Source organism: Mesorhizobium sp. M0571, assembly GCF_040320985.1.
GTDB lineage: Bacteria > Pseudomonadota > Alphaproteobacteria > Rhizobiales > Rhizobiaceae > Mesorhizobium.
In genome coordinates this window covers 107,464-127,798 of sequence record NZ_JAMYQT010000011.1, presented here as the reverse complement: position 1 = coordinate 127,798, position 20,335 = coordinate 107,464, and the positions used below count along the sequence as shown (strand labels likewise).

At 60.3% G+C, this 20,335-nt stretch carries 15 protein-coding genes; 5 read left to right on the top strand and 10 right to left on the bottom strand.

The annotated features are described in order from the left end of the window. Positions 1-49 precede the first annotated feature (49 nt). Genes NKI85_RS15455 through NKI85_RS15445 form a run of 3 tightly spaced genes read left to right on the top strand, consistent with a single transcriptional unit; the run spans position 50 to position 3,574 of the window. Positions 50-1,054, top strand: coding sequence for an SDR family NAD(P)-dependent oxidoreductase (locus tag NKI85_RS15455; protein WP_352524798.1), 1,005 nt, complete (start codon positions 50-52; stop codon positions 1,052-1,054). Then, positions 1,051-2,325 carry a WD40 repeat domain-containing protein gene (locus NKI85_RS15450; protein WP_352776924.1) on the top strand — a complete coding sequence of 425 codons (1,275 nt, stop codon included), beginning with the start codon at positions 1,051-1,053 and terminating at the stop codon, positions 2,323-2,325. Before NKI85_RS15455 ends, NKI85_RS15450 begins: the two co-directional genes overlap by 4 nt. After that, entirely contained in the window at positions 2,312-3,574 is a 1,263-nt protein-coding gene (locus NKI85_RS15445; RefSeq protein WP_352524802.1) for a polysaccharide biosynthesis/export family protein, read from the top strand. The genes NKI85_RS15450 and NKI85_RS15445 overlap by 14 nt, the downstream gene beginning before the upstream one ends. A 33-nt stretch (positions 3,575-3,607) precedes the next feature. Here the strand turns inward: NKI85_RS15445 and NKI85_RS15440 are convergent, their stop codons facing one another. Both NKI85_RS15440 and NKI85_RS15435 read right to left on the bottom strand, forming a co-directional pair. Then, complete coding sequence (locus NKI85_RS15440) at positions 3,608-4,906, bottom strand: HlyD family type I secretion periplasmic adaptor subunit (RefSeq protein WP_352524804.1); 1,299 nt, start codon at positions 4,904-4,906, stop codon at positions 3,608-3,610. Between the two features lie 242 nt (positions 4,907-5,148). Next, positions 5,149-6,900 carry a type I secretion system permease/ATPase gene (locus NKI85_RS15435; RefSeq protein ID WP_352776923.1) on the bottom strand — a complete coding sequence of 584 codons (1,752 nt, stop codon included), beginning with the start codon at positions 6,898-6,900 and terminating at the stop codon, positions 5,149-5,151. 410 nt (positions 6,901-7,310) lie between these two features. Between NKI85_RS15435 and NKI85_RS15430 the strand changes: the two genes are divergently transcribed. After that, positions 7,311-8,003 carry a N5-glutamine methyltransferase family protein gene (locus NKI85_RS15430; RefSeq protein ID WP_352524808.1) on the top strand — a complete coding sequence of 231 codons (693 nt, stop codon included), beginning with the start codon at positions 7,311-7,313 and terminating at the stop codon, positions 8,001-8,003. Positions 8,004-8,089: 86 nt separating this feature from the next. Here NKI85_RS15430 and NKI85_RS15425 read toward each other — a convergent pair whose 3' ends face one another. From NKI85_RS15425 to NKI85_RS15390, 8 genes are all read right to left on the bottom strand, one after another. Further along, the gene (locus NKI85_RS15425; protein ID WP_352524810.1) at positions 8,090-8,356 is read right to left on the bottom strand and encodes an acyl carrier protein; all 267 of its coding nucleotides are present in this window, start codon (positions 8,354-8,356) and stop codon (positions 8,090-8,092) included. 56 nt (positions 8,357-8,412) lie between these two features. After that, positions 8,413-9,969, bottom strand: coding sequence for a class I adenylate-forming enzyme family protein (locus NKI85_RS15420; protein ID WP_352524812.1), 1,557 nt, complete (start codon positions 9,967-9,969; stop codon positions 8,413-8,415). After that, positions 9,966-11,987: an asparagine synthase (glutamine-hydrolyzing) gene (gene asnB, locus NKI85_RS15415; protein WP_352524814.1), complete on the bottom strand. Its 2,022-nt coding sequence runs from the start codon at positions 11,985-11,987 to the stop codon at positions 9,966-9,968. The genes NKI85_RS15420 and asnB overlap by 4 nt, the downstream gene beginning before the upstream one ends. 3 nt (positions 11,988-11,990) lie before the next feature. Then, positions 11,991-12,974, bottom strand: a complete 984-nt coding sequence (nadE, locus tag NKI85_RS15410; protein WP_352524816.1) for an NAD(+) synthase — start codon at positions 12,972-12,974, stop codon at positions 11,991-11,993. Next, the gene (locus NKI85_RS15405) at positions 12,971-15,709 is read right to left on the bottom strand and encodes an AMP-binding protein (RefSeq protein WP_352524818.1); all 2,739 of its coding nucleotides are present in this window, start codon (positions 15,707-15,709) and stop codon (positions 12,971-12,973) included. The genes nadE and NKI85_RS15405 overlap by 4 nt, the downstream gene beginning before the upstream one ends. A 277-nt stretch (positions 15,710-15,986) precedes the next feature. After that, complete coding sequence (locus tag NKI85_RS15400) at positions 15,987-16,235, bottom strand: hypothetical protein (RefSeq protein WP_352524820.1); 249 nt, start codon at positions 16,233-16,235, stop codon at positions 15,987-15,989. A 286-nt stretch (positions 16,236-16,521) separates the two neighbouring features. Continuing rightward, positions 16,522-17,421, bottom strand: a complete 900-nt coding sequence (locus tag NKI85_RS15395; protein WP_352524822.1) for a proline iminopeptidase-family hydrolase — start codon at positions 17,419-17,421, stop codon at positions 16,522-16,524. Between the two features lie 171 nt (positions 17,422-17,592). Further along, positions 17,593-18,318, bottom strand: coding sequence for a LuxR family transcriptional regulator (locus tag NKI85_RS15390; RefSeq protein WP_352524824.1), 726 nt, complete (start codon positions 18,316-18,318; stop codon positions 17,593-17,595). A gap of 304 nt (positions 18,319-18,622) precedes the next feature. Here NKI85_RS15390 and NKI85_RS15385 point away from each other — a divergent pair, with 304 nt between their 5' ends. Next, on the top strand, positions 18,623-20,296 hold the full coding sequence (locus NKI85_RS15385; RefSeq protein WP_352776922.1) for an ABC transporter substrate-binding protein: 1,674 nt from the start codon (positions 18,623-18,625) through the stop codon (positions 20,294-20,296). The last annotated feature ends 39 nt before the right edge of the window (positions 20,297-20,335 follow it).

The following is a 20,335-nucleotide window of genomic DNA, read 5'->3' as shown; positions in this document are numbered from 1 at the left end:
CGTGGATTTGCAAAGTCAGTGCCTCACGTCATAGGGGAACGCTTGGGTCATGGGATACAAGGGCAGGAAAGTTCTGGTTACGGGTGCCGATGGATTCATCGGGTCGCATCTCACCGAAGCGCTCGTCCGTGGCGGCGCGGACGTCACTGCGCTGGCTCTCTACAATTCCTTCGACAGCCACGGCTGGCTGGACGATTTACCGGACACCATTCGAAGCCAGCTGAACCTCGTCCGCGGCGACGTTCGCGACAGCGCGTTCCTTAACCGGATCGTGCGCGGCCAGGCGGTGGTGTTTCATCTCGCCGCACTGATCGCCATCCCGTATTCGTATGCCGCGGCCCAGTCCTATGTAGAGACCAACATCCTGGGCACGGTCAATGTCCTCGAAGCGGCGCGCCAATGGGAGACGGAGCGTGTGGTGCACACTTCGACCAGCGAGGTTTATGGCACCGCGCTGACAATGCCTATCAGCGAATCCCACCCATTGCAGGGACAGTCACCCTATTCGGCATCCAAGATCGGTGCGGACATGATGGCGGAGTCCTACGCCAGATCGTTCGACATCCCCGTGGTTATCATGCGCCCCTTCAATACGTATGGCCCACGCCAGAGCGAGCGGGCCATCGTACCGACCATCATACGCCAGGCTCTCGACAAAAAATGCCCGGCGATCATGGTGGGAGACACAAGCCCGATCCGCGATCTTACTTTCGTGGAAGACACTGCGGCGGCGTTTTTGACCGCAGGTTCGGCTGAGCTCGAATTTGGCAATGCCTACAATGCCGGAAGCCAGCGCGCTGTGACGATCTCGGACATATTGGATTTGGTGATCGAGTTGAGTGGCTGCCAAAAACCAATCCACCGCGACGAGCGCCGTCTGCGGCCGCAGAATTCCGAGGTGCGTGCCTTGCTGGCCGATTCTTCGCTCCTCGAAAGCAAGACTGGATGGCGCGCCCAGACCAGCCTGCGCGAAGGGTTGGAGCGGACCATCGGATGGTGGCAGGGGCGCCTCAGCGAAGGCCGGGTGCGACACGAAATGGGCTACATGACATGACCTTTCGCTCGCGTGGATTGGCTCCGCTGTTGATTGCGGCTGCCTTGTCGTTGGATTTGACCGTGGCAGGCAGTCGGCAAAGCAGCGCGTCGAGACAATTTGTTGCGCCAGTGATGATGGACTTGCCCGATTATCTCCAACCCGCGACCGATCCAGCCTTCGGGACAATTTTCATGCGCATTACCAAGCCTGGGGCTCTTGGGAATGGCGTCGTATGCGAGAAAAAATTTTGCAGCCACCGTTATTCCAGCGCCCAGGCCTGGAATTCGGACCAGAGTCTCCTCGTCATCACCAACGGCTGCAATGGCATGTGCTTTTTCGACGGGCAGACCTATGTCCCGCTTTTCCGTCGTGCTCGATCGGCTGAATGCGAATGGCATCCGCAAAATGCCGATCTGATGATCTGCGTTCAGGACCGGAAAATTTCGACCTGGGCGCCGCGGACCAATCGCGAAGACGTCCTGTTCGTTTCATCGAATTATCATGGTCTTCAGTTCGGGCCGTCCAAAGGCAATCCCAGCCGTGACGGCGATCGCATAGCAGTGCGCGCAATCCGTGGGGATGGCGCGACAGTTGTATTTGCCTATGATCTCAAGCAGCGCCGGAAATTTCCGGACATCGATCTTGCCCAGCTTGCCGGAACCGTCAGCGCCTGCTCGATCTCCCCGCTCGGAGCGAACATCCTGTGCTTTCAGAATGTGAAAGAGGACACAGAACAGCGAGCTATTTTCGCCGTCGACGGGACGTTGCGGCAGAGGTGGACGGACCATCATCGCCCCGGCCATGGCGATATGACGGTCGATGAAGATGGCAGCGAAGTTTTCGTGGGCATCAGCAAATCCGACCCTGACAAATATCATGTCATCAAAAGGAGGCTGGCCGACGGAAAGGTCACCTCACTTATGAAGTTCGGCGAAGCCGAGCATGCATCCCTGCGGGCACTGGACAGGCGCGGTTGGGTGTTCGTGAGCTATGGCGGCAAGCCGGAAGAGATATCTGCCAATCCCGACTGGGCGCCATATGCGCGAGAGGTGATCGCGCTTCGCCTCGACGGCAGCGGGGAGGTTCGACGCGTCACGCAAACTCACAACGTCCCGTCCGATTACTGGAGCGAGACCCATGCCTCGCCATCCCCCGACGGCTCACAGGTAATCTGGTCGAGCAACTGGGGCGTGCCTGGCGGGCCGGTCTACGAATTCGTCACCCGTCTCGATTGGCCGGAAGAGCCGCGGTCGAACCAGAAGGAGATTGCCGCCAATGGTCCTCGTTAATCGAATCCTTCTTGTCGTGTTCGGTATGCTGGCGGCCATGGATACGGCCGGCGCAGCGGAAGCGCGGGTCGCTTATCGACTTTCCGCCGGCGACACCGTCGAGATAGGAATTGCCGCCATCCCGGAGCGAACGCAACGTGCGGTGATCCAGATGGACGGCACGATCGCGCTTCCCGAAGTCGGGATGGTTTCGGTGGGCGGCCTAACTCCGGCTGAACTGCAAACACGCATGCAGACGATCTTGCCAACCAAAATATTCCACCAGCGTCTGCCTGACGGGCGTGAGCAAATGATCGTCATCAAGCCGACAGACGTGACCGCCGTGGTTGCAGAATACAGGCCGATCTATGTGACCGGCGACGTGCTCACTCCCGGACAGCAGGCCTACCGCCCGCTGATGACCGTGCGGCAGGCGATTGCCGTGTCAGGTGGTTTCAGCCTTTTGCGGTCGCGGGCAAACCAGGTTGGTCCCGATCCGGTGGATCTGCGGCGCGATTATGAGTCGCTTTGGGGGGAATACACGAGAGACTATTTTCACAGCGCCCGCATCCGCGCCGAACTTCAGGACAAGTCGACTTTCGATATGCAGCCACCACAAGGATCGCCCTTACCGGCAGGTTTTGCGCCGGCGATCGCCCAAGCCGAAGCAGAAGGGCTGAAGCTCTCGTTGGACAACTTCCGGCAAGAGCAGGGCTTTCTCGAAAAAAGTGGCAAGGATGCTGCTGCACAAACCGAGACCCTGCTCAAGCGCGAGCAGGCCGAAGCGGATGGAGTGAAGGCGGACGAAGACGAGCTGGCGCGCGTAAGGAAAGCGTTTGAGTCCGGAAATCTCACCAATACCCGGCTCGCCGATGTCCGGCGCGCTTTGGTTCTTTCTTCCAGCCGGGCACTCGAAACGTCGGTTGAACTTATGAGAGCACGACGTCAGCAGGACGATTTTGCCAGACAGCACGAACGCAATGTCAACCAAAGAAGGATGGGTCTGCTGACTGAGTTGAAGGATACCAACGTGCGTCTTGCCGACATCAGCGCAAGACTTCGTGCAGCCAGCCAGAAGTTGCAGCCCACGGGAGCTGCCGCTCTGCCGTTGCCGGTTGCCGGCGAAACGATCCAGGCTCAGGTCACGATCGTTCGCAAGGTCGGCGAAGCATGGCGGAAACAGCCGGCCCAAGAAGACACCGAGGTCATGCCGGGAGACACGATCGAGGTAAGGTTCAGTAGCGCTCTCGAAAACGCGGCGACCCGATAGATCGGCTGCGCTGTCGGTTGGGTTGCCAACCGGTTACTGCCTGAAAGCTCTGGAAAATTGATCGGTAAGGGGTTTCATCAAGTAGGACCAGACACTGCGCTCGTCGGTTCTTATGTGGACTTCGGCGGGCATGCCCGGTTTGAGTATTTTCTCTCCTGTCAGGCAGGTCGCTTCATTCTCGACGTCGATGCGCGCCGAAAAATAAGAAAGCTGACGTTGCTGATCCTTGATCAGATCTGCAGAGACGCGGTTGATCGAGCCTTCGCAAGCAGGTGTGGTGCCGGCGTCGAACGCCGGAAAGCGGATTGACACCTGCTGTCCGGGATGGACGTCATCGATACGCGACGGAGGAATCGAAGCGTCGACGACAAGGTTGTCGGAATCGGGCACAATCATCATGAGCACCTCCCCAGCGCCAATCACGCCACCGATGGTGTGGACCGAAGATTCCTGTACTGTGCCCGATTGCGGGGCGCGAATGTCTGTCCTTCCGAGTTCGTCTTCCGCCACCACCTTGCGCTCACTGAGTTCGGTCTGTTTGGCTTCCGTTTCGCGAAGTTCGTTGGTTACGTCGCTCCGCATTTGGTCGTCGAGCTGAAGCACCTGCAGGTCCGTTTCACTGATGTGAGCTTGTACCTCCGCTATCGCAGCGACAAGGCGTCCCGATTCGCCGCGCGTCCGGGTCTTCTCCAGGCTGACATTGCTCAACCTCTCCTTGGACACCAACTTCTTTGAGTAGAGAGATTCGACATCAGCAAGGTTCTTGGTCAGCAAATCCAGAGACTCATCCGTCGCAGACTGCTGTGCCTTGAGGCCATCGATCTGACGTTCCAGCTGCTTCGCACGGCTTTGCAATTGTGCCTTCTGGCCAGCCAGCGCCGCAGCACGGCTTTCGAACAAGGCACGCTCGCCACTGACAAGTGCCGCCACTTGCGGGTCACCCATTTGAACCCGAAGGCTGGGCGGGATCTGCATTTCCGGCAGACCCTGGCGCTCGGCCTCCAGTCGGGCCAGACGAATGGTGGCGCGATTGAGGTCCTCGGTGATTATCTGCAGGTTTGCTCGGGTCAATGTGTTGTCCAGCCTGACCAACACGTCGCCGGCCTTCACATGATCCCCGTCCTGCGCGAAGATTCCGCCGATGGTGCCGCCGGTTTGATGCTGGACTTTTTTTATGTTGCTTTCGACCACCACAGTTGCAGGTGCAATCACCGCGCCGGCAATCGTTGTCAATCCCAGCCAGAGCCCTCCGCCAAAGATCAAAAGCAAGCTGGTTGCCAGGCCCAAGAGCAGATTGGCCCGGATGCCATCCGGCTCTGGCTTCGTCTCCAACGATCGGCTTTTGCCACCGGCCGCGTCGTATGACGACACGGTAACGGTAGAGCAATACCTCACATATGCCCGGCTGCACGTTTGTGCGGCGGAACGACAATGTGCTGCCAGGCTCCAGAGCAGATTGGCCCAGGGTAGATTGGCCCGGATGCCACCCGGCTCTGGTTTCGCCCCGATCGGTTGGCCTTCACCCCCGACCGCAGCATATGACGACATGGTCACGTTAGACACTAAGCAATACCTCACGCATGCCCGCTTGCACCGTGCTGCAGCGGAACGACAGTGTTTGGCTTGTCCGGACGCGGGAAGGGCCGGATCACATTTGTCAGAACGTCTTCGCGCGAGCCGAACGAATGGAGCATCCCGTTCGACAGGACGAGTACCTGATCGATATTGACGAGAGCGGAGGGACGATGCGCAACGACGATCACGATACCGCCGCGCTGACGCACTGCCAGGATTGCGCCGGCCAAAGCAACATCGCCGTCTGCATCCAGATTGGAATTTGGTTCGTCAAGAACGACGAGGAATGGATCGCCATAAAGTGCCCTGGCGAGCCCGACGAGCTGCCTCTGCCCAGCCGACAGGGCTGCGCCGCCTTCTCCGATGCGTGTTTGAAAACCCTGCGGAAGACGCATGATCATCTTGTCCACGCCCGCAGCTTTGGCAGCTGCCAGCACGCCTTTTGCGTCGCTTTTGCCGCCGAACCTTGAAATGTTGTCCGCGATCGTCCCGTCGAACAGCTCAACATCCTGCGGCAGGTAGCCAATATGAATGCCGAGCAGCTCTGAATTCCACTGATCGAGCGCGGCGCCGTCCAATCTTACCGTTCCACGAAGCGGCTTCCATGCCCCGACCAAAGCGCGCACGAGCGTGGTCTTGCCGGAGCCGCTCGGGCCGACGACCGCCAACCCTGCGCCTCTGGACAAGCGGAAGCTTACATTGAAGATTGTTGGCTTCTGCAGGCTTGGTGGCGCGACGGTTAATTCCTCGACCGCAAGCTCTGCCTTTGGGCCTGGCAGTTCCATTGGCTCTTGCTGGCTGTCAAAAGCATCCAGCGCTGCCGCCAGCTCGGAATAGCTTTTGCGGGTTGCCAGAAACCCTCTCCAGTTTGCGATCGCCACATCGACCGGCGCCAGTGAGCGGCCCAGCAATATGGACGACGCGATGATCACGCCCGGCGAGGCCTCGCCCCCGATCACAAGGTAGGCACCAAGCCCCAGTACACATGATTGCAAAGCCATTCGGAGCGTCTTCGACAGTGAGCTCGCCGCGCCGACGACATCGGAGAGCCGTTCCTGGTTCTTCAGATAAAGATGACTGACCTCGTTCCAGCGCCGGCTAAGCGGGGCGGACAGGCCCATCGCCTGAACAACCTCTGCGTTACGGCGGCCGGAATCGGCCAGAAGCCGCTGTGCAACGAGTGTTTCAGATGCACGAGCCGCAGGTTTGCGGCCGATGATCTCCGCAACCACCGTCAAAAGCACAACGGCGCAAGCGCCGAGCGTTGCCAGCACGCCAAGCGCGGGGTGCAGCAGATAGATGACCACCATATAAAATGGTATCCAGGGAGCGTCGAATAAGACTGTCGGCCCCAGTCCGGAAAGAAAGCCACGTAGCTGGTCCAGATCACGAAGTGGGTGTACCCGGTTCGCATCCGGCCCGGCAACGAGGGGCAGGGAAAGCGAGGCTGCGAACGCCTTTTGCTGCAGATTTCTATGCAGGCGGCTGCCGATGCGGACCAACAGGCGAAGCCTCACGAAATCGAGGAGCCCATAGGCCGCGTAAAGTCCCAGCATCCCGATTGTAAATCCGACAAGAGTCGGCACGCTCTGCGAAGGCAGCACGCGATCGTAGACCTGGAGCATGTAGACGGAGCCGGTCAAGGCGAGGATATTTATCAATGCGGAGAAAACGCCTACGCCAACGAGGCCGTGCAAACAGCCGAACATCGCGGAGCGTAGATCGAGCGAGCGCCCTTTAATTGACTTCATGATGTGCGCTCTTTGACGCGAAATTGCCGCGCAATCTCGTCGGTTCTGTCGATGAGGGACAAACTTTAACCTTCCGGGAAGCAGCAGCTCCGCCCTTCGCTGCTGGAACATTACGAATTGCTTACATACGTGCCTTCTTTGATTAAAATGTAGCAAAATCGTGACGTCAGGCTGAGAATTCGGCAACTGGCTTGCCAGGCTGGGGATAACCGGGTCGGGTAAGGAGATATTCCTAATCATGACACAGAGCAGAAGCTTATGATCATCTTTGTAGCATCACGGCTTCAAAGCCTCTGGGGGGCCAATGGGTTTTGATTTTGTCGATCGAGAGTTCAACGGTTTTGAGATACACTTCATCGGTACGCAATTGTCGGCCACCAACACCGGCTAAAATCGGGGAGGCGAGTGTCATGAGCGAAGAGATCAATGTTGCGGATGCCTACGGCAGGGGCCGCAGCACCTTCATGGGATTGCAGTTGCTCGTCTCGCCCGGCGCGCTTGTTCCTCGACCGGAAACGGAACTGCTCGGCAAGGCCGCTCTCGATGTTCTGAGCCAACTGAACTTGCCGGTGCCTCGCGTTGTCGACATGTGCTGTGGGGCGGGCAATCTGGCGTGCGCCATCGCGTACCACGCTCCCACCGCGCGCGTCTGGGCAAGCGATCTTACCGATGGATGCGTCGAGGTCGCGCGCCGCAACGTCACCCATCTTGATATGGAGGACCGGGTAACGGTCCTTCAGGGCGACTTGTTCAGCGCCTTCTCCGGCTTGGAGCTTGACGGCACGATCGACGTGATCGTTTGCAACCCGCCCTACATTTCGGAAAAACGGCTCGAGGGCGACCGTTCGCATTTGGTCGAGCTTGAGCCGCGTGAAGCGTTTGCAGCCGGCCCCTACGGCCTGAGCATCCATATGCGGGTGCTCAAGGACGCGCCGCGTTATTTGCGGCGCGGAGGCATCCTGCTTTTTGAGGTTGGCCTTGGCCAGGACCGGCAGGTCATGAGTTTGCTCGAGCGTTCCAAGGCTTATGAGAGTATCCGGGCAGTCACCAACCAAGCCGGCGAGGGCAGGGTGGTTGTGGGACATACGAAGGCGCAGGCGTAAGAACCGCAGTCGTGGCAGGTTCAGACGCGTGGTCGGGGCTTGAAACCACCCGGAATTTGAAACAGAGATGCGCGAGATACCGGCAATCAGTTTTTCTTGCGCCTGACATATTGCGCAATTCCCTCGATGGAATCGAGGTTCTCGGGCAGGAGCTCGCTGTCTTCGACTGTGATGCCGAAGGTCTCCTCGATGAAGCCAATAACCTCGAGCACCCCCGTCGAGTCCACGATGCCTTGGTCGAGAAGCGAGGTGTCGCTCTCCAGGCTCTCCGGATCGGCTATATAGAAATTCGACGCCAGGAAAGCGCGAATTTGATCGCTGCAGGTATCGGTTCTATCCTTGGTAGATAACATTGATTTCGCCTCCGGTACAAAAGATGAATGCTGATCAACTTCGCCCTGATACCGACTCATGACAGGGACGTTTTTTTGAGTTTGCCCGTGTCGGTCATCGGCAGACTGGGTACAATAACGATGGATTTCGGAACCATGAAGTTTTCCAGCCGTCTCTGGCATTCTTTCTGCAACTGCTTTTCGCCGATGATGCTTCCTTGCTCCATCACGACAAAAGCCTTCACTGCTTGCCCGAGCAACTCGTCCGGAACGCCGATGACCGCGGCTTGCCGTACGCCCGCAATGTCCATCAATACATTTTCTACCTCCTTCGGCGCTATCTTCTCCCCTCGCGATTTTATGATCTCGTCGCCGCGACCGACAAAGTAGAGGTAGCCCTCGGCGTCCATCCGGCAGTAGTCGCCGGTGTGCAGGACCTGCTCACCGGGCAGCGGTCCGGGCTTGAGCTTCCTGGCCGTCGCCTCCGGCTTGCCCCAATAGCCCTTCATCACCGTCGCTCCGCGGATGACGAGTTGGCCAACGACACCGGGGCCGACCCGCCTGTCATGCTCGTCGACAATCCACATTTCCGTATTGGGGATGGCGATCCCGACGCTCAACGGCTTTCGCTCCAGATCCTCCGGCGGCAGGTAGGTACAGCGCTTGCATTCGGTAAGGCCGTACATCGAATAGATACGGGCACCAGAAAATAGCTCCTGAAGCAGGAGAATGTGCTTGAGCGGCAGGGCGGCCGCAGTGTTCGTGACGTAGCGAATACTCGAAAAATCCTGATCCCTGAGCGACTTGAGCTCCCCGAGTGCGGCGAAGATGGTCGGTACGCCGGGAAAACCCGTCACCCTTTCTTGCTTAATCAGCCCAAGGATCTGCGCCGGGAAGGCGAACGAGCGTTCAAGCACCAGCCGAGACCCCGCTCGGAACGCCATGATCATCTGGTAAAGACCGTAGTCGAAGGCGAGGGGCAGGACGTTGAGGATCACCTCGTCTTCGGCAAGCGCCAGGTACGAGGAAATCGAGGCGCACGCGGCAATCATGTTGCGGTGCGTCAGCATCACGCCCTTGGGCTCGCCAGTCGAGCCGGACGTATAAATGATTGCAGCGAGATCGATATCGATGCAGCGACGTGCGGGCGGCGTGCTGCGGGCTGCCGCTACCGTAGTGTCCCAGCCCACAGCATGCGGCAGTTCTTGCAGATCGTCGCGTTCGATCGGCCCGGAGACGATCACACAGCGCAAGGATGGACAATTCCGCGCCGGCTCCCTGAAAATCGAGTGCAGGTGTTTGTCGGTGATCAGTGCCGTCGGGCGACAATCGTTGAGCAGATAATCAAGCTTGTCGCTTTTGGTGAGCGGGTTGACGATGCACACCACGGCGTTGGCCTTGAGCACGGCCCAGAAAGCGACGACGGCCTCGACAGTGTTGTCGGCGAAGATCACCACCCGATCGCCACGCGCAATTCCAGCCTCGCTCAAATGGTGCGCTATGGCGTTCGAGCGCATATCGAGATCGCCATAGGTGACACGTTGGTTGCCGCACACCAGGGCAACCTTCCCGCCGAGCCGGCTGGCAGAGTGGGTGAGATAGTCGTGCAGGAGCGGTACGGCGCCGTGTATCATGCGAGCACCTCTTCGCGATGCTCGCGGTCGATATCGACGCTGAGCTTGAGCGTGCGAGCCCCACTGGGACGGCTCGCGATAAATTGCTGATGAAGAAGCTGCGTCGACAGCACCCCGACCAGCGCCATATTGTCGGAGTTGGACAGGTCGCCGCCGCCGGCGCTGGCCTGGCACTTGCTCAGCAGCCGGGTAACCGACTTCGGATCGAAGACGTTTGCCTCGCGCAGCGCCGCCTCCGAAAGTGCTTCGCGAATATAGGCCGGAGCGCCATCTGCGACGAAGCAAAGCGCGTTGGGGGCCCGGTACGGCTGCTTCTTGCGAGCGACGATTTCCGACGGCACGATCGATTGCGCGACACGCTTCAGCACGTGCTTTTCGTCGAGCACGCGCAGCTTGTAGGCGGCCGGAAGCGAATTCGCGAGCGTCACGAGTTCATGATCGAGGAATGGGAATCGCCCCTCGACGGAATGGGCCATGAGCATCCTGTCCCCCTGCGAGGAAAGCAGGTATCCCGACATAAGCGTCTGGATCTCGATATACTGGTCCTGCGCAAGAGAGCCCCATCGCGAAAACTCCGCCGGTAGGCGGGCAAGCAGCTCGGACACGGCGTTGCGGCGCTCCGTTTGGGCGCGCATGTCTGCCGAAAACAGTCGCTTGATGGCGCTTGTGGTACGCCAGCGCGTGTCATGCGCAAAACCAGGCGCGTCGTGGGCGTGGATGTCGCGCCCGAAGAACTGGCGTGCCATCGCCTGCTGTTGCACCGGCGAGCGGCTGAGGTAAGGATAGAGGCGCTCCAGCAGCCGCGGGCGTCGCGTCGAGGCGGGCTGGTGTCCCCAGAAGCGGCGAACCTTGCCCTCGCGGAACAAATCGTAGCCCGCGAACATTTCGTCGGCCCCTTCGCCAGTCAGCACGACCTTGATGCCATGCTGGCGCACCAGTCTCGAGAGCAGGAACAGCGGCGCCGGCGCGGTCCTAAGGATAGGCCGCTCGGTGTGATATATCACCTCAGGAAAGATGCCAGCGATATCGCTGCGCGAAACGACCACCTCATGATGGTCACTGCCGGCCACGCCGGCAACCAGGCGCTGGAAATGCGTCTCGTCATACTCGGCGTCGGCAAAACGCAGGGAGAAAGTCTGGAAGCGCTCGCCCGCGAAGCGTCTCCCCAGCGCGGCGACAAGCGAGCTGTCGAGCCCGCCGGACAAATAGCAGCCGACCGGCACGTCGGCGCGTACTATCCTTAGCGCCGTCGCGGCCTCCAGGGCGCTGCGCACTTCCTCCACCGCGTCATCAAGCGAGCCGGTGAATTCATCACCGCCGAGTCCGTCAACCTCTGGATAGCTAGGCTTCCAAAAAGCCCGCTCGCGAACGACGCCGCTGTCATAAATGCGGACATGCCCCGGCGTGAGTTCGCTTACTCCTCGAAATACGGCTTGCGGCGGCACGACAGTCCAGAGTGTAAAAGTCTGGTCGATGCCGGCTGGATCGAAGGCGCGGGGTATATCCGCATCGGCCGCGAAAATGGCCTTCACTTCGCTGGCGAAGTAAAGCCGTCCGCCATGCTCGCAAAGATGCAGCGGGCAGATGCCGAACCGATCCCGCGACAAGACGAGACGACCCGCCACTGAGTCCCAGATGGCGACTGCCCATTGCCCATTCATCCGCTCGAAGGCGGCCTCGCCCCAGGCATGATAGGCATGGACGATGACCTCGGTGTCGCTGCGTGTGCGGAAGCGATAACCGAGCGCGACCAGATCTTGTCGCAGCTCGACGTAATTGAAGATTTCGCCGTTGAAGACGATCCACATTGTGTCGCCCGCGCCAGCGAGGGGCTGCTGGCCGCTCGCGAGATCGATGACGGACAGGCGGGCATGCGCCAATCCCGCACGTTTGTCCCGGTAGAGGCCGCGCTCGTCCGGGCCGCGATGCGCCAGGGCGCCCGCCATACGCATCAGCGCATCGCGGGAAGGGGGCGGCGCGGCGGCGCTCAGTGACACAATTCCGGCGATGCCGCACATCGCTTAGCCCTCGCCCATCGAAGAGGACATCAACGGCCGCGCGTGAAGATAGCGTGCGGCGCGCCGTTTGCTGTCGATATCCTTGAAGACTTTCTGGACCTGCGCCGCGGTGAGGGCGGTGGCCTCAGCGACGTCTTCGCTGGCGATCCCGTGGTTCAAGCCGTAGAGGCACAGATCCATCAGATAATAAGGCAGCGCGAAGTAGAACTCCTCCTGACTCTGCGCCATCGAGAAGGTGTCGGTGGTGGGCGGTCTGCGCCGGACCTCTTCCTCCACCCCAAGATATTCGGCCAACTGATAGACCTGGGTCTTGTAAAGGTGAACGATTGGCATCAGGTCGGCAATTCCGTCGCCCTGCTTGACGAAGAAGCCTTGATCGTACTCCAGGCGGTTCGGCGTGCCCGCTACCGCGTAGTTGAGGCGGTCGGCATGGTAGTACTCGGTCATCTTGCGCAGGCGCTGCTTGTAATTGGTTGCAGCGACGATCTGCAGATAGGCTGCCGACGGCAGACGCACCGTGTCGGTCCTGCCCTCAGGGTCCTGAACCGTGAGGCGCGTGATGTTGAGACCGTTGCTCTCGAGAACCGACGCGAGCACCAGCTTGCATTTCCAGCCGTCCCCATATTCGGGAACGACAGTCTGGATTGCCTCGGTCTGCCGACTATAGGCGCCGATCGCTTCGAGGGCCGGTGTTATGTCCTCCAGGATCGTATCGATGCCAAGCTGTGCGGCGACAGTGCGGCCAAGCCTTAGCGAGTCGCCGGAGGAATGGCGCTCCGGCATGAATATTCCGAGGACCTTGTCTTTCCCGAAGGCGCGAACACACAACGCCGCGACGACGGAGCTGTCGATGCCGCCTGAGAGGCCGACAACCACCCCTCGACGTCGCAGCGTACCAAACACCTGCTGGCGCAGGATCTGGACGATGCCATCGACCTCCGCGCCAGCGTCGAGCACCAGCGCATCCTTGCCGAATGTTGAGATCACGTCGATGGCTTGTACTCCAGTTTGCGAGACTCGGTTGGCGAATAGGTTTGCGCCACCGCTTTCTCGATAAGGGGGCGGTTGGTGGCGAGGTGAGGCTCTACGACCATATCGATGTGGGTGCCGACGATTGGCATCACGTCCAGATGGGCGAAGACGCGATCCCAGCCGATGGCCAGAGGCATTCCGGGTCGAGCACAGCGGAACAGGGTGCCTGTGATCGGCAGCGCCGGCTTTGGCTCTGCCACCCACTGGAAGAAAGCTCGCGCCCGCAAAACCTCTTGCAGTTCCAGTTTGGTTCTAAAACTCGTAGCGTTAAACTGTCCCTGAGCGAAGCGATCGAGAAACCGGACCAGTTGCGCCTCGCGCCTCATTGCCACGGCGACTTTCGCGAGGGCCCGGCAAGCCATCCGGTAAGCGGATACGCGGTTGGTTCGGATTCGATTGAAGGTGCGCGTAAACGTCTCCCAGCGGGCGCTTCGCTCGCCGACGAGACTGGTGTCGAGAATGCCGAGGAACTTTACGGTTCGCCCCGCGGCCAGCAGCCGCGCCGCAACTTCGAAAGCGACAGCGCCGCCGAGCGAATGGCCGAGAAGTCGTATATGACCCGAGGGTTGAGCGCGGCGGATCTGCTCGACGGCGGCATCGGCCATGTCGGCGAGGCTGTTTTGCCCGCGCAGTATCATAGCCAGGGCCGGATACCTGATCGGGGCAACGCGGGTGATCTTGCCCATCGCTGCTGCAAAGGCAGCAAGGCTTGGGCCATAGCCGACGGACCCCGGGAACAGAAAAAGAATTGGAGGGTCGTGCTTCTGGGCGCGCGCGCTTTGGTCGCCTGCCTGTGCAGACACGACCGCCTTGACCATTTCGTCCACGCTCATCCCGACGGTGAAGGCCTCAAGACCGAGCTCCTGCCCAATGGCGCTTTCGATCTCCATGACGCAGTGCAGCAGCTTCAGCGAATCTCCTCCAGCGTCATCCCAGCGTCCTGCCGCCACGCGCGTATTGAGGATGCTGGTCCATGCCCGCTGGACGATCTGCTGCGCCGTCAGCTTGCCTCGCGGCTCGAGCGGACGCGCCGTCGCTGCTGTCTCTCTGGCTGAAAGATCCATCTCTGCAAGGGTCGTGATGTCGACTTTGCCGCTCGGCAGACGCGGAATCTCGGCGATCGTGTGCAACCGCAAGGGACGCAGCGGCGGCGGCAGATTGGTCCTGACAAGCTGGCGAAGCTCGTCCGATAAGGTCGCTTCGGCCGAGCGCCGAGGAACGGCAAAGGCGACTAGCTCATTGGCTGCAGTCACGATTGCCACGGCATCCGCAACAGCGGGCGCGCAACGCAGCACCCGTTCGAGTTCGGCTGGCTCGACGCGTCGGCCGTTGATCTTTATCTGGCGCCCCTTGCGACCGACGACGTGCAGCAGGCCTTGATCATCAAGTCGGACAAGGTCACCTGTCGCGAAAATCCGAAGGCCTGGATCATCCGGGTCTGACGCCGCCGGCACAACGGCCCCGTCCTCCCAATGGCCAAGCAAGACATACGGGCTCCTAATCAGAAGCTCTCCGCTGCGGCCCGATTGAACGCAGCGGCCCGCTTCGTCGACGATTGCGAAGGTGATTCCCGGGAGCAGCCAACCAACTGGAACCGAATCTCCATGCTCCGGCCAGTCTCGCGGCAAGAACCATTGCGAGCCGGTGGTCTCGGTTGACGAGTAACCGATCTGGATGAGGCACGTATCGGAGACGGCCTTGCGCAGCAGGGCGATGTCGGTCCAGGGCACCTTCTCGCCACCGATCCGGGCGACTCTAAGTGAATGGAACGCTTCAGCAGGTCCGTCTGCCATGAGCGCGCGAAGCAGCGCCGGCACCAGATAGGTAATTGTCACGCCTTCGGATCGCACCAGGCGTTGAACGGCGCGCAAGCCGACCGCTTCGACTTCGACCAGATGCAAGGTAGCGCCGGTGAGAAGGGCTGCGAGAATCTCCCGACACCCGGCGATTGTGGCGGGTCCGGTCAATGGCAGGAAAATATCATCCGAGTTGATGTGGCATGCATCGACATATTGCTGGACCCGGCACAGCAGGCTGCGCTGGCTGTTAACGATGCCTTTGGGGCGGCCCGTGCTCCCTGAGGTATAAAGCACGATGGCGGACGCATCGACCGAGACGGAACAAGACTGAGGCACTTGTCCAGATTGCGAGGCCGCACTGGTCGACACATCGATCCAACTGACCTGGTGAGGCAAACCGGCGGGTCGGACATTGCCCTCGCCCAGGATGGCTGAGAGCCGCGCCCCCGCCACGATTTCAAGGATCCGCGAGCTAGGATCTCGCGCGTTGAGTGGCACCGAAGGCCGCCCAGCCGTCATGCTTGCCAGCATCGCCACGGGATACCAGGCCGAGTTGGCCTGAAGAATTCCTATCGGCTGTCCGTCTGGGATGGCGGCAGCGATCTGGCAGGACAGCGTCTCAACAGACCGGAGAAGCTGAGAATAAGTCAGACGATTGGCGCCGTCGCTGATTGCAAGCTTGTCGGGGTACTGGCGGACGATATTTCTCAGGTGATCGAAGACGGCAATGTTGGTAAAATCGGCGCCCAAGCTTTGAAATGGGCGCAGTACGGGACCATCCTGATCCAGTGCGTATTGTGGGACACTTGACCATTCATTGGAGGTCGTTGTCTGACAATCCACTGCTAGATCCTGATCCGCGACTTCTGATCCCAAATATGCCGAAGACATGAGCCGCCCACGCTATGATTAGGGTCACTTATCGCCCCCCGCCCCAATCTTTTCATCGATCATTCTGATGATGCCCCGATCTTCACCCAAGGACGCTTGGTTAGTCACTTCGTCTGTTTCGCAAACCGCCGGCCGACCCAATCATGCCGGGCTCGTTGGGTGCGCGCGGCGCGCATGACGCGGCGAGCACTGGCGTTCGTGCCAAGTTGGCAACGCCTGTTGCACACATGCCAAAGTAGGATCGAAGACGGAAATTGCCGCTATTCAGGCACATTGCCTATTCTGCGGTTTTCCCGGGCGATACCGGCAATGGTTCGGTGTCGGAGTAGCTGCCGGGGACAAAACAATATGCATAGATCTGTCCCCGATTTTCGTCAGTCACGCGGATCCAATCCTTTTCCCATGTTCGGAAGGTAACATGCCCATCCGTCACCATGGCTGCGGCTCTGAACGGACTCGGCGCGTTGACGACGCGCACCGAGATCACATCGTCGCCGTCCATACGCTCGACGAGATACGTCTGCATGAAAAGCCTCCCGCTAAACCACCCGCACTTTAACGCCAGCTAATGAATTCGGTTGCAACGCGCTTAGCGAAACTCGGGGGTCGACAGCATCGGGTCCCCTCGCACTCCGTATCCGTCAGGTTTCTCAGCGACTAAGTCTCGGCGAGCCGTCCAATGCAGAGCCATCACAATGGGCGTCGGCGGCGCAAGGGGCAGCAGGGCCGTTCGAGGTTTTCTGAACCTGTCTTCATGACGTCTGCGCGGCGTCGACGATGCGTTTGAGCGGACCAGGCGTGTTGCTGGAAGGTCAATCGTGTTTGGCCACGAAGCGCCCGACGGCGGCGAGGCAGTCGTGCTTTTCCTCCACGTGCGGCATGTGGCTTGAATTCGGGAAAACCAGGCCTTCGACGTGCGGAATACGATCGAGAAAGGGCTGGACGCAGGCCTCGGTCGCTTCGTCGTAGAAGCCTCGGAAAACCAGGGTCGGCGCCTCGATCTGATGCAGGCGGTCGACGATGGTCCAGTTCCGCATCGTGCCGATGACGTGGAACTCATTGGGGCCGTTCATGGTGTGATAGACGGTCGGATCTTCCTCGATTGCCGCAAATGTCCGGGCGACCTCTGGCGGCATCGGAACGACGCGGCAGACATGGCGGTCGTAGAAGGCTTTGGTCGCCGCAACATATTCCGGATGATCGGTGGTTCCCGCCGCTTCGTGCCGGTCGAGCGCACTTTGCACATCAGCAGGCAGCCCGGCGCGCAATTGCTGAGCCCCTTCCACCCACAGCGCCATTGAGGCCAGCGAATTGGCCAGGATCAACGCCTTGAGTCCCTCAGGGCGCCGCACGGCGTGCTCGGCCGAGAGTATGCCTCCCCAGGACTGGCCGAGCAGAGCGTAGCGGTCGGCAATGCCTAGGTGGGTGAGCAGCGCATCGAGCTCGCCCAGGAAGAAATCGACGGTCCAGAAGTCGCCGCCCTTGTCCGGCAGATGGGTCGATTTGCCATTGCCGATCTGATCGTAATGGATGACGGCTCGTCCGGTGTCGGCAAGCTCCTTGAAAGAATCCACATAGTCGTGCGTGCAGCCCGGTCCGCCATGAGCGACGACCAGGGGCAGCTGGCTCGAACCGAGGTCCCCAGTCATGCGGTACCAGGTGCGATAACCCTTGTAGTCGCTAAATCCTTCGGTGGTCGCATGTGCCGTCACAGTCTAAGCTCCGCATCCTGGCGCGGCAGGAGCCAAAGTGCGGGCCCTCCCAAGCCTTGTTTTGCGGCCGACGGTACTAAGCGGCCCGGCGCATTTACAGCTAGCATTATTTATAGGTTTGCTCGTTATAGGTTTGCCCGGGCGAGGCCGGTCGCCCTCGGATCGCGAGCCTCAATGCTCCGGTTCGAGCAGCCGATAGTGGGCGGCGAGCGCGATGGCATGGAAGCGGTTGCGGGCGCCAAGCTTGCGTGTCGCGGCGTTGAGGTGCAGCGTTGCGGTTGGCACCGCGCGGCCAATTTCGCGCGCGACCTGCTTGGCCGTCAGTCCGGCAGCGGCTAGGCGCAGGCACTGGCGTTCGCGCGACGTCAGATGGACATGTTGGCAGGTGCGGATTCCAGCATCGAAACCGGCGTAGACGGAATCATGCAGCAGATGACTGAGATCGCCGATCTCGGCGATGAAATGTCTGGCTTCGGTCTCGAACCCGGCCTCCGGATCGGCACGGATCGCGGTGAAGGTGGCGAGATCGCCGCCGGCAAGGCGAATGGGGACGGTGACGCCGCAAGTCATCCTGGTGTCGAGCAAATAGCTGACGACGGGATCATGCTTGGATTGAAGCACGCGCTGCATAACGGTGCTCTGAACACCGTTGTGCGACCAGAGGAACGGTCTCGATACGGCGAGCGCGGCCTCCTGCACCGGGTCGAGCTGATAATATCCGCCCTTGCACCAGAGATCCTGCATGTCGCGCGGGACGTTGCGCAGAGCCATCAGCGAGGGCGTGATAAGCTCGCCGTTGTGGCTGACCGGCACGGGCGTATAGTCGTAGATGAACGCGGTGAAACCGATGGGCTCCAGCACCTCCGTCGCCACCGCCATGGCAGCGTCGATGCTCATCCCCGTTCGGAACCGGCTCTCTAGATCGCCTGGAAGGCTTTGCATCCGGCAAGCTTACCCGTTGGCCATTGCTTGTCAAATAGCCAGGTCGGTTGGGTGCTCAACAAATAGGCGGGGACAAGCCTGTCCGACCCTATCTATCTTAATAGCTTTCCCCTTCGGCTTCGCTCGCCGTAGTCTTTTGCGATTGGGCGAAGTAGCGGACGCCGTTCGCAGACCCAGGACTGTTTTTCAGCCGCGCCATGGTCGATCGACCGGGTTCAGCGCGGCAAAAGCCGACACGTCTCCTTGAGGGAACACAAATATGCGACCCCAAAAAGCACTTGCAGCATTGATACCCGGCCTGGCTCTGTTCGGCATGACGATGATGTCGCCGGCGAGCGGCGCCTTGGCGGCGGAGGGTAAGCCAGGCGGCACACTCCGATTGCTGGCCAATGCCGCGGCCGGCACCGCCGATCCACACATCAACTACACGTTGCAGTATTTCCAGATCAATTATGTCCTCTACGATGGCCTCGTGACCTACAAGAAGGCCGGGGACAAGACCGGCTTCGAGGTCGTCGCGGATCTGGCGGAAAGCCTCCCGCAGGTCGAGAACGGCGGCAAGACCTATGTGTTCAAGCTGCGCAAGGGCATCAAGTTCGCCGACGGCTCCGATGTCACCACGAAGGACGTAGTCGCTTCGTTCCAGCGCATCTTCAAGATCAGCGGGCCGACGGCCGGGACCTTCTACAAAGGCATCATCGGCGCGGATGCGTGCTTGAAGGCGCCCGCTACATGTACTCTCGAAGGTGGCCTGTCGGTCGACGATGCTGCCGGAACCATTGCCTTCAACCTGGTCCAGCCGGATGCCGAGTTCCTGCAGAAGCTGGCCGTTCCGCACGCGTCGATCCTGCCGGCGAGCGCGCCGCTCAAGGACGCCGGCACCGATCCGATCCCGGGCACCGGACCCTACATGATCGCAAGCTACGACCCCAACAAGCTGATGAAGATCGTGCGCAATCCCCACTTCAAGGAATGGAGCAAGGAAGCGCAGCCGGCCGGATATCCGGATGAGATCGATTATGAATTCGGCCTTACCGACGAGGCGGCGGTGACGGCGGTCGAGAACGGGCAGGCGGACTGGATGTTCGATCCCCCGCCGTCCGACCGTCTCGCCGAACTCGGCACCAAATATGTCGGCCAGGTCACGGTTCATCCGCTGACGGCGATGTGGTATGCGCCGATGAACAACAATCTGGCGCCGTTCAACGACATCCGCGTTCGCCAGGCGGTGAACTTCGCCATCGACCGCGCCGCGATCGTCAAGCTCTTCGGCGGCAGCAATCTGGCGCAGCCGGCCTGTCAGATCCTGCCGCCGGGCTTCCCGTCATTTGCAGCTTATTGCCCGTTTACCGCCAATCCGGGCGAGAAGTGGTCCGCACCGGATATGGACAAGGCCAAGCAATTGGTTGCTGAATCGGGAACCGCAGGTCAGGAGGTGACGATCATCACGGAGGACACCACCGTCTCCAAGGCGATCGGCGTCTATCTGCAGGATGTGCTCAACCAGCTCGGCTACAAGACGTCGGTCAAGCCGATCTCGCAGAACATCCAGTTCACCTACATCCAGAACACCAACAACAAGGTGCAGATTTCGATCTCGCAATGGTTCCAGGATTACCCGGCGCCATCGAATTTTCTGCAGGTCTTGTTCAGCTGTGCCTCGTTCACGCCGGGTTCCGACGCATCGGTCAACATTTCGGGTTTCTGTGACAAGTCGATCGACGCATCGATGGCCGAGGCAGAAACAGCCACTATCGTCGACCCGGCCAAGGGCGCGACACTCTGGACCGCCATCGACAAGGCTGTGACGGACAAGGCTCCGGTCGCCGTCCTGTTCACGCCGAAGCGGGTCGATGTCATCTCGTCCAGGCTGAAGAACTTCACCTTCAGCCCGCAATTCTACTGGATCGTCAGCCAATCCTGGGTGGAATAACCCCGGGGAGCCCAATGCGACGGAGCGCCGCCGGCTCTC